Here is a 12,002-nt window from a genome sequence, read left to right on the forward strand (position 1 = left end):
CCTACTTGGTCTTGATCGCGAACAGCTTGGACAGCAGCGACGCGACAAGGTTGATCAGCATGATGACGAGCACGAGGGTCAGCGCGGCGCCCCACATCCGGTAGTCACCGGCCACGGTTCCGGTGCTGCGCTCCATGTAGATCGCCAGCGGCAGCGACGCCATCTCGCCGCCGAAGAGGTTGAAGCTGATGGAGCTGGAGTAACCCACCAGGATCAGCAGCGGCGCGGTCTCGCCCAGCACGCGGGCGAGACCTAGCATCACGCCGGTGAGGATGCCGGACAGCGCGGTCGGCAGCACGATGCGCACGATGGTCTTCCACTTGGGCACCCCGAGCGCGTAGGACGCCTCGCGCAGCTCATCCGGCACGATCAGCAGCATCGTCTCGGTGACCCGCACGACCACCGGCAGCATCAGCAGCATCAGCGCCAACGCCACCGCGAAGCCGCTGCGGCTGAAGCCGAAGGTGGTGATCCACAGCGCGTAGATGAACAGGCCGGCCACGATCGACGGCAACCCGCTGAGGATGTCGACCATGAAGGTGGCGATCCGGGCGAGCCGGGACTCCCGGCCGTACTCGATCAGGTAGACGCCGACCATGATGCCCAGCGGCACCGCGATGACCGCGCACACCAGTCCCTGCAGCAGGGTGCCTGTCAGGGCGTGGTAGACGCCGCCGCCGAAATCGTTGGGCAGCAGCCCGTTGAAGGAGTGCGTCCACCAGTCGACGCTGAGCAGCGGCTTGAGGCCCCGCTCCAGCAGCGTCCACAGCACCCACAGCAGCGGGACCACCGCGATCACGAACGCCGCGGCGAACAGCGTGGTGGCCAGGTTGTTCTTGAACTTCCGCCCGAAGCTGATCCGCTGGAACGCCGGTGGGGTGGCGAGCTGCTCCACGTCAGCGGTGTCGGTCCTCATGCTTTCCCCTTACCGCTGGTGCTCTCGATCCAGCGGGCGATCGCGTTCACCGCGAAGGTGATGACGAACAGCACCAAGCCAGCCGAGATGTAGGCGCCGACCTGCAGGTTGTTGTTGAACTCCCCGGAGCCGAGCGCGATCTTGGAGGCGAAGGTGGCACCGGCGTCGAAGACGCTGTAGTTCGGCGGGGCGGTGCTCATGCTCAGGATGATCGTCAGCGCGACGGTTTCGCCGAGCGCGCGCCCCAGACCGAGCATGGAACCGCCGATAAAGCCGTTGCGGCCGAACGGGAACACCGTCGTGCGCACCACTTCCCACTGGGTGGCGCCGAGCGCCAGGGCGCCCTCGATCTGCATGGTGGGGGTCCGCGAGAACACTTCGCGGCTCACCCCGGTGATGGTCGGGAGGATCATCACGGCCAGCACGATGCCGGCGGTGAAGACGTTGGCGCCGGAGTCGGTTGGCGCGTTGCCGTTGGCGAAGACCGGGATCCAGCCGAGGTTCTCGTTCAGCCACACCGCGACCGGCTTGAGCACCGGCCCCAGCACCAGGTAGCCCCACAGGCCGTAGATCACCGACGGCACCGCGGCCAGCAGGTCGACGATGTAGGCGAACGGGCGGGCCAGGGTGCGCGACGCGTACTGGGTGAGGAACAGCGCGATACCGCAGGCCACCGGCATCGCGATGACCAGTGCGACGACCGAGCTGGCCACCGTGATCCAGGCCAGGTCGATGATGCCGAAGCTCAGGTGGCTCGGGTTCGCGGTGTTCCACTCCCGGCTGAACAGGAAGTTCACCTGGTTGACCTGCAGCGCCGGGACGGCACGGATCAGCAGGAACACGCCGATGGCGGCGATGAGTGCGACCACGAAGGCGCCGGAGGCGGTCGCGACCGAGGAGAAGACCCGGTCGCCGATGCGGACCTTCTTGCCCGCGAAGGTATCGGGAGCGGAAATGGGAGCCTCCGGTCCGGAACTGGGCGCCGAAGCGCCCCGCGGGGCACCGGGTTCGGTGTCCGCGGGGCGCAGATCGGCTCTCGTCGAGTCGGTCACTGCTGTTTGCAGCCTCTCACTTCGTCCGTTCGACTCTTGGTTCGCCCTGGTTAGGTGCGAACCGGGTTACTCACGAGATGGCGTTGACGGCAGTCAGGACCTTGCTCTTGAAGGACTCCGGCAGCGGGACGTAACCGGCCTTCTCCAGCTCCTGCGGGTTGGCGTTGGCGGCGACGGTCAGGAACGCCTTGACGGCCTTCGCGGTCTCCGCGTCGTAGCCCTTGGAGCAGACGATCTCGTAGGTGTTCAGGACGATCGGGTAGACACCCGGGGCCTTGTTGCCGTAGATCGAGTCGAGGTTTACGCGCAGGTCGTTGCCCTCGCCCTTGATCTCGGCGTTCTCGATGGCCTTGCCGACGTTGGCGGTGGTCAGCTCGACCGGGCCGGCGCCGCTGTCGATCTTGGCGATGCCCAGGCCGAGGTTCTTCGGGAAGGACCACTCGACGTAGGTGATGCTGCCCTCGGTGGCCTTCACCGACTGCGCGACCTGGTCGCTGCCGTCGCGGCCCTGGCCGACGCCCGCCCCGCCCTGGAACTGCTTGCCCTTGCCGGTCCAGGCGCCGCCGGTGGCGGTGGTCAGGTATTTCTGGAAGTTCTCGGTGGTGCCCGACTCGTCGGAGCGGAAGAACGGCACGATGTCCTTAGCGGGCAGCTGCGCGTTCGGGTTCAGCGCCTTGATCGCCGGGTCGTCCCACTTCTTGATCTGGCCCTGGTAGATCTTGCCGATCACGCCGGCGTTGAGCGTCAGGTCGGTGACGCCGGGCAGGTTGTAGGAGATCGCGACCGGGCCGAAGACCATCGGCAGGTTCCAGGCCGGGTTGCCCTGGCAACGCTCGGCGGCCTTGGCGACCTCGCCCTTCTCTTCGCTCAGCGGCGAGTCCGAACCACCGAAGTCGATCTGGCCGGCGGTGAAGGCGGCGACGCCCTTGCCGGAGCCGGACTTCGTGTAGTTGAGCTGCTGGCCCTGGCACTTCAGGCCGTAGTCGCGGGCGAAGACGTCCATCGCGTTCTTCTGGGCCGAGGAGCCTTCCGCGGAGACCGGCTTGGTGCCGCAATCGACCTGGACACCGCCGAGGGCGGGGTTGCCGCCGCCCTGGGGGGCGTTCTGGTCGGAGCCGCAGCCGGCGAGCACGAGCGCGCCCGCGGCGAGAACGGCGAATGCAGCGCTGTGCCGCTTGATCTTCACTTCGTTCCTCCAGTTGGAAACCCTGCGGTTGCGCGGCCGAGCCCCGCGCGGGCCCGTGCTGTTGCCGCTCGACAGGGACGCTAAGGAGTCGGGGTGGACGATCGCCGCCATCGAAGTGAACGACAGGTGAACAAGGCACGCTAAGTAAGCAGGACCACATTCCGACAGGGGAAGACTGGCCCGGTTCCTAGGTGATCTGGTGAGTCACGACTACATTTGGTCAGCGCCCAAATTGCACGTCCGTGTCCCATTTCTCGAATCCCAACCGCTGGTAGACCCTGATGGCGGGCGCGTTGTCACCCTCGACGTAAAGCATCACCTGGTGACAACCAGTGTCGCTGAGATGGCGCAACCCGGCCACCGTGAGTGATCGACCCAATCCTCCGCCCTGCGCATCGGGGTCGACGCCGACGACGTAGACCTCGCCCATGCCGCCCGGGTGGACCTTGGTCCAGTGGAAGCCCAGCAGCTCGTCGTCGCTGTTCACGGCGAGGAGGAACCCGGCGGGGTCGAACCACTCCTCGCGCTCCTTGGCGCGCAGGTCCTGCTCGGTCATGGCGCCCTGCTCCGGATGCCAGGAGAAGGCCCGGTGGTTGACCTCGACCACGGCGGCCTCGTCGCGGCCAGGCCGGAAGGTGCGGATCCACACGCCTTCGGCGGTCGCCACCTCGGGCAGCTCCGGCTCGGCGAGCTCCCGCCCCATCCGCCACAGCTCGCGGGGGCGGCTGAGGCCGTAGCGCTCGGCGAGTCGCACCGCGCCCGGGTGCTCGCCGTGCGACCAGATCCGCAGGCGGCCCAGGTCGGGCGCGGGTTCCGGGGAGAGCTCGGCGCGGTCCAGCAGCGCCTCGACCAGGCGGGCGCCGGCCCCCTTGCGGCGGTGGTCAGGGTGCACCGCCAGCTCGGCGACGAGCTGCCCGGCGGTTTTCTCGTGCTCGGTGTCCAGGTGCGCGTATCCGATGAGGATGCTGCCGGCGTCGCGCACCACGAAGTGCTCGGAACGCACGTCGGCCTGCACCGGCTCGATCTGGTGGACGACGTCCCGGTGCGCCTTCAGCCGCAAGATCACGTGCTCGCCGACCGGGGCCACCCCGTCGGCCTGCTCGGTCTTGTCGAGCAGGGCCATGACCTCGGCCGCTTCACTGCTGTCCAGTCCATTTCGCCAAGTCAGCTGCACGCCCTCGACGTTACCCACGAACCTTGCGGTTGACGCGAACGGAACGCTAAGACTTGTCCTCGAACCCCGTCCTTGGCACCGGGAGCGCCGGTTGCGCACGTGGGCTTCGACAGCGGACATCTTCAGGAGCAACGCGTGACTGAACTTCGCCGACGGCTGACCACCGCCGACGCGGTGGTGATCGGCCTCTCCGCCATGATCGGAGCGGGCCTGTTCAGCGCCTTCGCCCCGGCCGCCGAGGCGGCCGGACCGGCGCTGATCATCGGCCTGGGCGTCGCAGCGATCATCGCCTTCTGCAACGCAAGCAGCTCTGCGGCGCTCGCGGCGAAGTACCCGGCGGCGGGCGGCACCTACGTCTACGGCCGCGAACGCCTCGGTCCGTTCTGGGGCTACCTCGCGGGCTGGGGCTTCGTGCTCGGAAAAACGGCCTCGTGCGCGGCGATGGCCCTGACCGCCGCGGAGTACCTCGCCCCCGCCGCCCCCAAGCCCGTCGCCGGGGTGGTCGCCGTGGCTCTGGGCGCGGTGAACTACGTCGGCGTCACCCGCACCGCCAAGCTCGCTCGCATCCTGCTCGCGCTGACGCTCGCGGCGCTCGCGTGCACGCTGCTCGCGGTGTGGCTCGGTGGTGCCTCGGCCGCCGCCTCGGCGTCCCCGCCGCCTGCGCCGCTGGGCGTCCTGCAGTCCGCCGGGCTGCTGTTCTTCGCGTTCGCGGGCTACGCCCGCATCGCGACGCTCGGCGAAGAAGTCCGCGACCCGCAGCGCACGATCCCCCGCGCGATCCCGATTGCGCTCGGGATCGTGGTGTGCCTCTACGTCGTGGTGGCCGTCTCGCTGCTGGTGGCGCTCGGCCCGGCGGGCCTCGCGGCGTCGTCGGCTCCGCTGGCCGATGCGGTCCGGGCCGGCGGGTTGTCGCAGCTGGCGCCGGTTGCGGTGTTCGGTGCCGGCGTTGCTGCGCTGGGCGCGTTGCTCGCGCTGCTCGCCGGCGTGGGCCGGACGGCGTTGGCGATGGCCCGGGAGCGCGATCTGCCGGCCCCGTTGGCGGCGGTACATCCGCGCTTCGCGACTCCGCACCGCGCGGAGCTGGTGGTCATCGTGGCGGTCGTTGTCCTGGTGCTCGTCACGGATCTGCGGGGCGCGATCGGGTTCTCGTCGTTCGGGGTGCTGGTGTACTACGCGATCGCCAACGCCTCGGCGTTCACCCTGCCCCGCGACCAGCGCTGGTTCCCGCGCGCGCTGCCGGTGCTCGGGTTCGTCGGTTGCGTGGTCCTCGCGTTCGCGCTGCCCTGGACCGCGGTGCTCAGCGGCATCGCGTGCTTCGCCATCGGCGCCGCCGTCTGGGCCTGGCGCCACCGCTCCAGGCCTTGACGCTGCGATCATCGACGCCCGGCACCGTCACCCGGGGCCGGCGCAATTTCGCGAGAAATTGACCGTCACCCGGGTGAACGTCGATTTCTCGCGAAATCGCGCCCTGGACGGTGAAGATCCCGGATGAGTCCCGAATTCACCCGAATCGGGAGTCCGACACGAAGATCGTTCGCCAATTTTCCGGGCAAGATCGGAAAAACTCTCACTTCAGACGAAGATCAACAATTCGCCGGGAATCTCCCGAAAGGCGCAAAGGCACCTCCGGCCGGGGTGGCCTGAGGTGCCTCGCGGGTGGATCAGTACGCGTCGGCCGTCTCGTATTCGGCGGCCTCGAACTCCGCCCCCTCCAGCTCGGCCTGCTCCGCGGCCACCCGGCCTCCGTGGCGGTTCGGGCGGACGAACTTGTAGCCGACGTTGCGGACCGTGCCGATCATCGAGTCGTGCTCCGGGCCGAGCTTCGCGCGCAGCCGCCGCACGTGGACGTCGACGGTGCGGGTGCCGCCGAAGAAGTCGTAACCCCACACCTCCTGCAGCAGCTGGGCCCGGGTGAACACCCGACCCGCGTGCTGAGCGAGGTACTTGAGCAGCTCGAACTCCTTGTAGGTGAGCTCCAGTGCCCGCCCCTTCAGCCTCGCGGTGTAGGTCGCTTCCTCGATCACCAGGTCACCGACGCGCAGCGAACCGTCGCCGCTGGTACCGGAGCTGTTACGGCGCGAGACCAGCAGCCGCAGGCGGGCGTCGATCTCGGCCGGTCCGGTGGTCGGCAGCAGGATGTCGTCGACCCCCCACTCGGCGCTGATCGTGACCAGCCCGCCCTCGTTGACCAGCGCGACCACCGGCACGTCCCCGGCCGCCAGCAAGCGGCACAGGTCGCGCGCACCGGCCAGGTCGTTGCGGGCGTCGACGACGATCACGTCGTGCGCGCCGCCGGAGAGGAGCGCGCCGGGGTCGGCGGGCAGGGTGCGGACCCGGTGCGGCAGCAGGGCCAGCGAGGGCAACACCGCCTCGCAGTCTTCTTCGCTGGTCAGCAGCAGCAGCTCGGAGCTCATCTGAAGGGCCTCCGTTCCCAAGGCTAGAAACACCGACGACCGGTGGGAGAGTGGCCATCCGCACGGAAGCGGATGACTCGGCGTCGTTGCCTGTGGATGGCAAGGAGAATAACCGAAATGCGGCGGAAAAACCCAGGTCCAACCGGCGGCATCACATTTATGAACGGCAGGCGACCATTTGTTACGGGCATGTGTCACGTGCGCCGGGTCGCACTCGCCGCCGCCGACGGCACGCCGCTGCGCGGGCTGCTCTACCCCGGCCCGGGGCTCCCCGCAGACCTCGGTTTCGTCGTGGGCCACGGCTTCACCAATCACGTCCGCAAGCCTTACGTGCGGCGGGTGCTGGAGCGGCTGGCCGCTCACGCCCCGGTGCTCGCGGTCGACTTCCGCGGCCACGGCCGTTCCGGTGGCCGCACCACCGTCGGCCCGGCGGAGGCGTTGGACATCGCCGCGGCCGTCGAGCGCCTCCGCGAGCTCGGCTGCCGCAAGATCGTCACCGTCGGGTTCTCGCTGGGCGGCTCGGTGGTGCTCCGCCACGCGGCACTGTCCGCACCGCCGGACGCGGTGATCTCGGTGAGCAGCCCGGCGCGCTGGTGGGTCCGCGACACGCCCGCGATGCGCAGGGTGCACTGGCTGCTCGAGCAGCCGCACGGCAGGTGGAGCGCCCGGCTGCTCGGCGTCCGCCTCGCCCCGCCGTGGCCGGACGTGCCGGTCTCGCCGATCGAGCTGGTTCCGCGCATCCAGGTTCCACTGCTGATCGTGCACGGTGACGAGGATCACTATTTCCCGGTGGCCGACGCAGTCGCGCTCAGCGAGGCAGGCGGGGGCGCGTTGTGGCTGGAACCGGGCATGCGACACGCCGAGAGCGCGACCAGCCCCGAACTGGTGGACCGCATCGCCGGGTGGGCTGCCGATACAGTGGGGCAACCCGATCGTGGTGGTCGCTAGCGCTCCGCGGATAACCGCCGGCCATCCTGCCCTGCCCCGACCAGAACGGACCGCTCGGTGAAGAAGCTCGCCATCGCCCTCGTGATCACCGTCGGCCTCCTGGTGGGTGCCGACTTCGGCGCCGCAGCGATCGCCGAGTACCAGGTGTCGAAGAAGGTCGCCGAGCAGCTCAAGCTGCGCGAGAACCCCGACGTGCGGATCAACGGCTTCCCGTTCCTCACCCAGGCCATCGCCGGGAACTACCGCGACGTGCAGCTGGCGGCCAACGCCGTGCAGGTCGGGAAGCTCAACGAGGTCGGCATCGAAGCGGACCTGCACGGCGCCCGGGTGTCCACCGCCGACGTGCTGTCCGGGACGGCTGACCACTTCACCGTCGACCAGCTGGTCGCCCGGGTGAAGCTGAAGGCCTCCGACATCGCCCGGCTGATCGGCATCCAGGATCTGACGATCGAGCCCGCGCAGAAGGACGCGCTGGCCGACGATGACGGCAACGTCAGCAGCGCGGACGAGCAGCTCACCGCGGGCACCGACGACACCAAGGCCGTGGTTCAGCTGGACGGCACCGTGAACATCGCCGGCTCCGACAACAAGGTGCGGGTGATCGCGGTGTTGTCGCTGGTCAACGGCAAGATGCAGATCGAGCCGCGGAAGCTGGACCTGAACAACAGCGCGCTGGGCCGGATCGAGCTGCCGAAGCTGTTCGAGCAGTCGGTGCTCAAACAGTTCAGCACCGCCCTCGACCCCGGCGCGCTGCCGTTCGAGATCAACCCGACCGCGGTGCGCGTCGAGCGGGGCGCGCTGGTCGTCGAGGGGACCGCCGAAAACGTGACCGTCAGCTCCAGCGGGGTGAGCACCGGGTGAACGCGGGCACCTGGGCACTGTTGATCGCCGTCGTCGTCGCCTTGGTCTTCGGCGTGGTGTGGCAGGCCCGGGAGGGCAAGGTACGTGCGAAGACCGGGGAGCGGAACGTGTTGGACAAACTTCCCGAGGGCCTGCGCCAGCGGCTCGCCGACGCCCCGGACGACGACGCGAAGGTGACGCTGCTGCAGCTGTCGACGACCTTCTGCGCGCCGTGCCGGCACACCCGCATCCTGCTGGCCGACTTTGTCCAGCGCACCGACGGCGTGCGCCACGTGGAGGTCGACCTCACGGATCACCCGGAGTGGTCGACGCCGCTGCGGGTGCACCGCACCCCGACGACGCTCGTGCTGGACGGCGCGGGCCGGGAGCTGTTCCGCGTCGGCGGCGTCCCGCGCCGCGATGAACTCGCCACCGCCCTCCAACCGCACCTGGCATGAGGGTTCGGGGCGAACGGACCGTTCACGCGGATAGAGGCGGATAGGGGAGGTGAGCAGTCCGTTCGCACCACCTGCACCCCGACCGGCGTCTCACCTAGTGAACAACCTTCCCGCCGATCGGTCTAGCCGGTAACCTCCCAGCCGTGCATGTACTGCTGACCCGGAGGCGCGCGGTGGATCTTTGCCGCGTGGGTAGCAGCCTGTGTTGCGGGCACTGACCGGGCGGTAGTACGTCTTGCACCTTGCGCGGCTCATGCCCCGGTCTGGGTGCGTCCGAACCCGCCTGACGGACTCGGCAGTCGAAGTCCACTAGTCAGGAGGTCCCATGTCTGCCGCAACACTCGACCCGCGCGGTGTCCGCTTCACCGCCGCGATGACCAGCGCGATCCTCGCGCTCGGGCTGGTCACCACCAGCTGGCGGGTGCTCGCCACGCAGCTGGTGTTGTTCGGGATGTGCGCATTCATCGGAATGCGGCTCAACCCGTGGGGTTTCGTGTACCGGCAGGCAGTGCAACCGCGCCTCGCGCCGATCGACCGGGCCGAGTGGGAAGATCCGGCACCGGTCCGGTTCTCCCAGGGCGTCGGTTTCGCCTTCGCCCTGGTGGCCACCGTCGGCTACGCCGCGGAGTGGACCGCCCTGGGCATAGTCGCGAACACGTTCGCCCTAGTGGCGGCGCTGCTCAACGCGGTGTTCGGATACTGCCTCGGCTGCCAGATGTACCTGTTGCTCCGGCGCGCCGCCCCTGTCGGAGCGTCCACGGCAGACACCTGCTGAACCACCGAAGATCAACGAAGGAGTCGCTCGATGAGCCGCGCAGAGGTCCTGGTTTCCACCGAGTGGGCCGAACAGAACCTGAACACCGCTGGCGTGGTGTTCGCCGAGGTGGACGAGGACACCACCGCCTACGACGGCGGGCACATCCCGGGCGCCATCAAGCTGGACTGGAAGAACGAGCTCCAGGACCACGTCCGCCGCGACTTCGTCAACCGCGAGGGCTTCGAGAAGCTGCTGTCCGCCAAGGGGATCAGCAACGACGACACGGTGATCCTGTACGGCGGCAACAACAACTGGTTCGCCGCGTACGCCTACTGGTACTTCAAGCTGTACGGGCACGGCGACGTCAAGCTGCTCGACGGCGGCCGCAAGAAGTGGGAGCTCGACGGCCGCGAGCTCACCAAGGACGAGCCGAACAAGACTGCCACCACCTACCAGGCTCAGGAGCCGGACACCTCGATCCGGGCGTTCCGGGACGAGGTCGTGGACGCGATCGGCAACAAGAACCTGGTCGACGTCCGCTCGCCCGACGAGTTCGCGGGCAAGCTCCTGGCCCCGGCGCACCTGCCGCAGGAGTCGGCGCAGCGCGCCGGCCACATCCCGTCGGCGATCAACGTGCCGTGGAGCAAGGCCGCGAACGAGGACGGCACCTTCAAGTCCGACGACGAACTCGCGGAGATCTACGGGGAAGCCGGTCTCGACACGGCGAAGGAAACCATCGCCTACTGCCGTATCGGCGAGCGTTCCTCGCACACCTGGTTCGTGCTCCGCGAACTGCTGGGCAACACCAACGTCAAGAACTACGACGGATCGTGGACCGAGTACGGCTCGCTGGTCGGCGTCCCGATCGCGAACCCGGCCGAAGAGGCCAAGAACTGACGAACCCGGTGCCGGTCGGGGCCCGTGAGCGGTTTTCGGTGCTCTAGCGCCCGAAAACGCTCACGGGAACCGAACCGCAGTTGCAGGGACCGAAGAACGAGATCGAGGAGCGTTGAGCATGAGCGGATGCGGAGCGCCGCAGCAGTCGGGCACGGCGGTCGCCGAGGACACCGACCAGGTCGTCGTGACGGGCAAGGTACGTGCCGGAGACCAGCCGGTCGGCGGGGCTTTCGTCCGCCTGCTGGACTCCTCCGGCGAGTTCACCGCGGAGGTCGTGTCCTCCCCGGAGGGTGGCTTCACCTTCTACGCCGCCCCCGGCGCCTGGACGGTCCGAGCCCTTCACCGCGATGGCAAGGGCCAGGCAGACGTCACCACTTCCGGCCCAGGCGTCCACGCGGTGGACATCGCGGTCGCCTGACCAAACTGGATTTTCCGAGGTGAAGGGCACCTCTGGGCGATTGCTCGCTGAAGAGGCGACTTGCTCGCTCAGAGGTGCCCTTCGCGCTTCCGCGTGATCGGGACCGCTTCGGTCAGCTGGTGGTCTTGGCGCGGAGGAGAGCGAAGGCCCGCTCGTCGCGGTCCTGGGAGCGCGGGTCGGAATCCTCCCGGCAGCCGACCGTCGTGAAGTCCACGACCTCCCAGCCGGTGCGGTCGAACAGCCGCCGCAGGCCCGTCTCGCTGAAGATCCAGAAGTTCGTCGCGTCGTTGTTGGCCTCAGCCGGGTCCAGCAGGTACGCCACCGGCTGCTGCTGGATCCGGGTGCCGTCCGGCGCGACCTGCGCGATCCGGGTCGACACGAAGCACAGGTCGGCGTGCTTGGCCAGCTGCTCCAGCACGAAGAACGGGTTCTTCAGGTGGTAGAGCAGCCCGAGGAAGAACACCGCGCCGTAGCGCTCGGCGGGCATCCGGAACTGCGAGTCCAGGTCGATCTCGTGCACCTGCACGCCGGAGCCCAGTTCCTCGACGAGCCGCCGCGCGCCGCGCAGCCCGTTGAAGTTCGTCGGGCCGTTGTCGATCACGTCCACCTGGCAGCCCAGCTCGGCCTCCAGGAAGAACCCGAAGTCGCCGTCGGCCGCGCCGATGTCCGCGACGCGGGTGCCCGCGATCCGGTCGAACACCGACCGCTGCTCGCCGGTCAGCAGCGCGTCCAGGTGGAAGATGTTCGCCATCGTGTCGTACGGGTACCAACAGAAGTCGGCCGGCGCGATCTTGCCCTTGCGCGCCAGCAGGTCCTCGCGGAAGGTCAGCGCGCGCTCGCGCAACGTCTCGAAGTCCATGTGATCCCCGTCCCTGCTATCGGTTCGGCGCAGTTCGGCGCGGTACCCGCCGCAGATCATGCCCGACGCCACACTCCGCGCGG

The 12,002-nt window shown here is 68.7% G+C and carries 14 protein-coding genes; 8 read left to right on the plus strand and 6 right to left on the minus strand.

All coding sequences use genetic code 11. The annotated features are described in order from the left end of the window. Position 1: 1 nt before the first annotated feature. From pstA to mshD, 4 genes are all read right to left on the minus strand, one after another. On the minus strand, positions 2 to 916 hold the full coding sequence (gene pstA / locus FDZ84_RS10290) for a phosphate ABC transporter permease PstA (RefSeq protein ID WP_168585712.1): 915 nt from the start codon (positions 914 to 916) through the stop codon (positions 2 to 4). After that, positions 913 to 1,968: a phosphate ABC transporter permease subunit PstC gene (gene pstC, locus FDZ84_RS10295; RefSeq protein ID WP_168585713.1), complete on the minus strand. Its 1,056-nt coding sequence runs from the start codon at positions 1,966 to 1,968 to the stop codon at positions 913 to 915. The genes pstA and pstC overlap by 4 nt, the downstream gene beginning before the upstream one ends. Positions 1,969 to 2,038: 70 nt before the next feature. Next, on the minus strand, positions 2,039 to 3,154 hold the full coding sequence (gene pstS, locus FDZ84_RS10300; protein ID WP_168585714.1) for a phosphate ABC transporter substrate-binding protein PstS: 1,116 nt from the start codon (positions 3,152 to 3,154) through the stop codon (positions 2,039 to 2,041). Between the two features lie 220 nt (positions 3,155 to 3,374). After that, on the minus strand, positions 3,375 to 4,322 hold the full coding sequence (gene mshD / locus FDZ84_RS10305) for a mycothiol synthase (RefSeq protein ID WP_256413749.1): 948 nt from the start codon (positions 4,320 to 4,322) through the stop codon (positions 3,375 to 3,377). Between the two features lie 141 nt (positions 4,323 to 4,463). Between mshD and FDZ84_RS10310 the strand changes: the two genes are divergently transcribed. Then, on the plus strand, positions 4,464 to 5,693 hold the full coding sequence (locus tag FDZ84_RS10310; RefSeq protein ID WP_168585716.1) for an APC family permease: 1,230 nt from the start codon (positions 4,464 to 4,466) through the stop codon (positions 5,691 to 5,693). Between the two features lie 296 nt (positions 5,694 to 5,989). Here FDZ84_RS10310 and FDZ84_RS10315 read toward each other — a convergent pair whose 3' ends face one another. Beyond that, a complete protein-coding gene (locus tag FDZ84_RS10315) occupies positions 5,990 to 6,742 on the minus strand; it encodes a response regulator transcription factor (protein WP_168585717.1) in 753 nt (250 codons plus the stop codon). Positions 6,743 to 6,931: 189 nt separating this feature from the next. Between FDZ84_RS10315 and FDZ84_RS10320 the strand changes: the two genes are divergently transcribed. The 7 genes from FDZ84_RS10320 to FDZ84_RS10345 all read left to right on the plus strand — a co-directional run bounded on the left by FDZ84_RS10320 (position 6,932) and on the right by FDZ84_RS10345 (position 11,060). Continuing rightward, positions 6,932 to 7,690: an alpha/beta hydrolase gene (locus tag FDZ84_RS10320; protein WP_168585718.1), complete on the plus strand. Its 759-nt coding sequence runs from the start codon at positions 6,932 to 6,934 to the stop codon at positions 7,688 to 7,690. Between the two features lie 57 nt (positions 7,691 to 7,747). Further along, positions 7,748 to 8,551: an LmeA family phospholipid-binding protein gene (locus FDZ84_RS10325; RefSeq protein WP_168585719.1), complete on the plus strand. Its 804-nt coding sequence runs from the start codon at positions 7,748 to 7,750 to the stop codon at positions 8,549 to 8,551. Continuing rightward, the gene (locus FDZ84_RS10330; RefSeq protein ID WP_168585720.1) at positions 8,548 to 8,988 is read left to right on the plus strand and encodes a thioredoxin family protein; all 441 of its coding nucleotides are present in this window, start codon (positions 8,548 to 8,550) and stop codon (positions 8,986 to 8,988) included. The genes FDZ84_RS10325 and FDZ84_RS10330 overlap by 4 nt, the downstream gene beginning before the upstream one ends. Before the next feature lie 143 nt (positions 8,989 to 9,131). After that, on the plus strand, positions 9,132 to 9,206 hold the full coding sequence (locus FDZ84_RS40595) for a putative leader peptide (RefSeq protein WP_350945149.1): 75 nt from the start codon (positions 9,132 to 9,134) through the stop codon (positions 9,204 to 9,206). Between the two features lie 107 nt (positions 9,207 to 9,313). Next, the gene (locus FDZ84_RS10335; protein WP_168585721.1) at positions 9,314 to 9,763 is read left to right on the plus strand and encodes a DUF4395 domain-containing protein; all 450 of its coding nucleotides are present in this window, start codon (positions 9,314 to 9,316) and stop codon (positions 9,761 to 9,763) included. 30 nt (positions 9,764 to 9,793) lie between these two features. Further along, positions 9,794 to 10,642: a sulfurtransferase gene (locus FDZ84_RS10340; protein WP_168585722.1), complete on the plus strand. Its 849-nt coding sequence runs from the start codon at positions 9,794 to 9,796 to the stop codon at positions 10,640 to 10,642. 118 nt (positions 10,643 to 10,760) lie between these two features. After that, positions 10,761 to 11,060 (plus strand): DUF1416 domain-containing protein, encoded by a 300-nt coding sequence (locus tag FDZ84_RS10345; RefSeq protein WP_168585723.1) that lies wholly within the window; start codon positions 10,761 to 10,763, stop codon positions 11,058 to 11,060. 112 nt (positions 11,061 to 11,172) lie between these two features. On the opposite strand, the gene FDZ84_RS10350 is transcribed toward FDZ84_RS10345, so the two are convergent. Further along, positions 11,173 to 11,979, minus strand: coding sequence for a class I SAM-dependent methyltransferase (locus FDZ84_RS10350; protein ID WP_246868917.1), 807 nt, complete (start codon positions 11,977 to 11,979; stop codon positions 11,173 to 11,175). Between the last annotated feature and the right edge of the window lie 23 nt (positions 11,980 to 12,002).

The sequence above is a fragment of the Saccharopolyspora sp. ASAGF58 genome (assembly GCF_012277335.1).
In the GTDB taxonomy this organism is placed as follows: Bacteria; Actinomycetota; Actinomycetes; order Mycobacteriales; family Pseudonocardiaceae; genus Saccharopolyspora; species Saccharopolyspora hattusasensis.

Coding starts and splice junctions, on each gene's coding strand:
- pstA (WP_168585712.1), bottom strand. CDS start 916: ATGAGGACCGACACCGCTGACGTGGAGCAGCTCGCCACCCCACCGGCG.
- FDZ84_RS10315 (WP_168585717.1), bottom strand. CDS start 6,742: ATGAGCTCCGAGCTGCTGCTGCTGACCAGCGAAGAAGACTGCGAGGCG.
- FDZ84_RS10320 (WP_168585718.1), top strand. CDS start 6,932: ATGTGTCACGTGCGCCGGGTCGCACTCGCCGCCGCCGACGGCACGCCG.
- FDZ84_RS10335 (WP_168585721.1), top strand. CDS start 9,314: ATGTCTGCCGCAACACTCGACCCGCGCGGTGTCCGCTTCACCGCCGCG.
- FDZ84_RS10340 (WP_168585722.1), top strand. CDS start 9,794: ATGAGCCGCGCAGAGGTCCTGGTTTCCACCGAGTGGGCCGAACAGAAC.
- FDZ84_RS10345 (WP_168585723.1), top strand. CDS start 10,761: ATGAGCGGATGCGGAGCGCCGCAGCAGTCGGGCACGGCGGTCGCCGAG.
- FDZ84_RS10350 (WP_246868917.1), bottom strand. CDS start 11,979: ATGATCTGCGGCGGGTACCGCGCCGAACTGCGCCGAACCGATAGCAGG.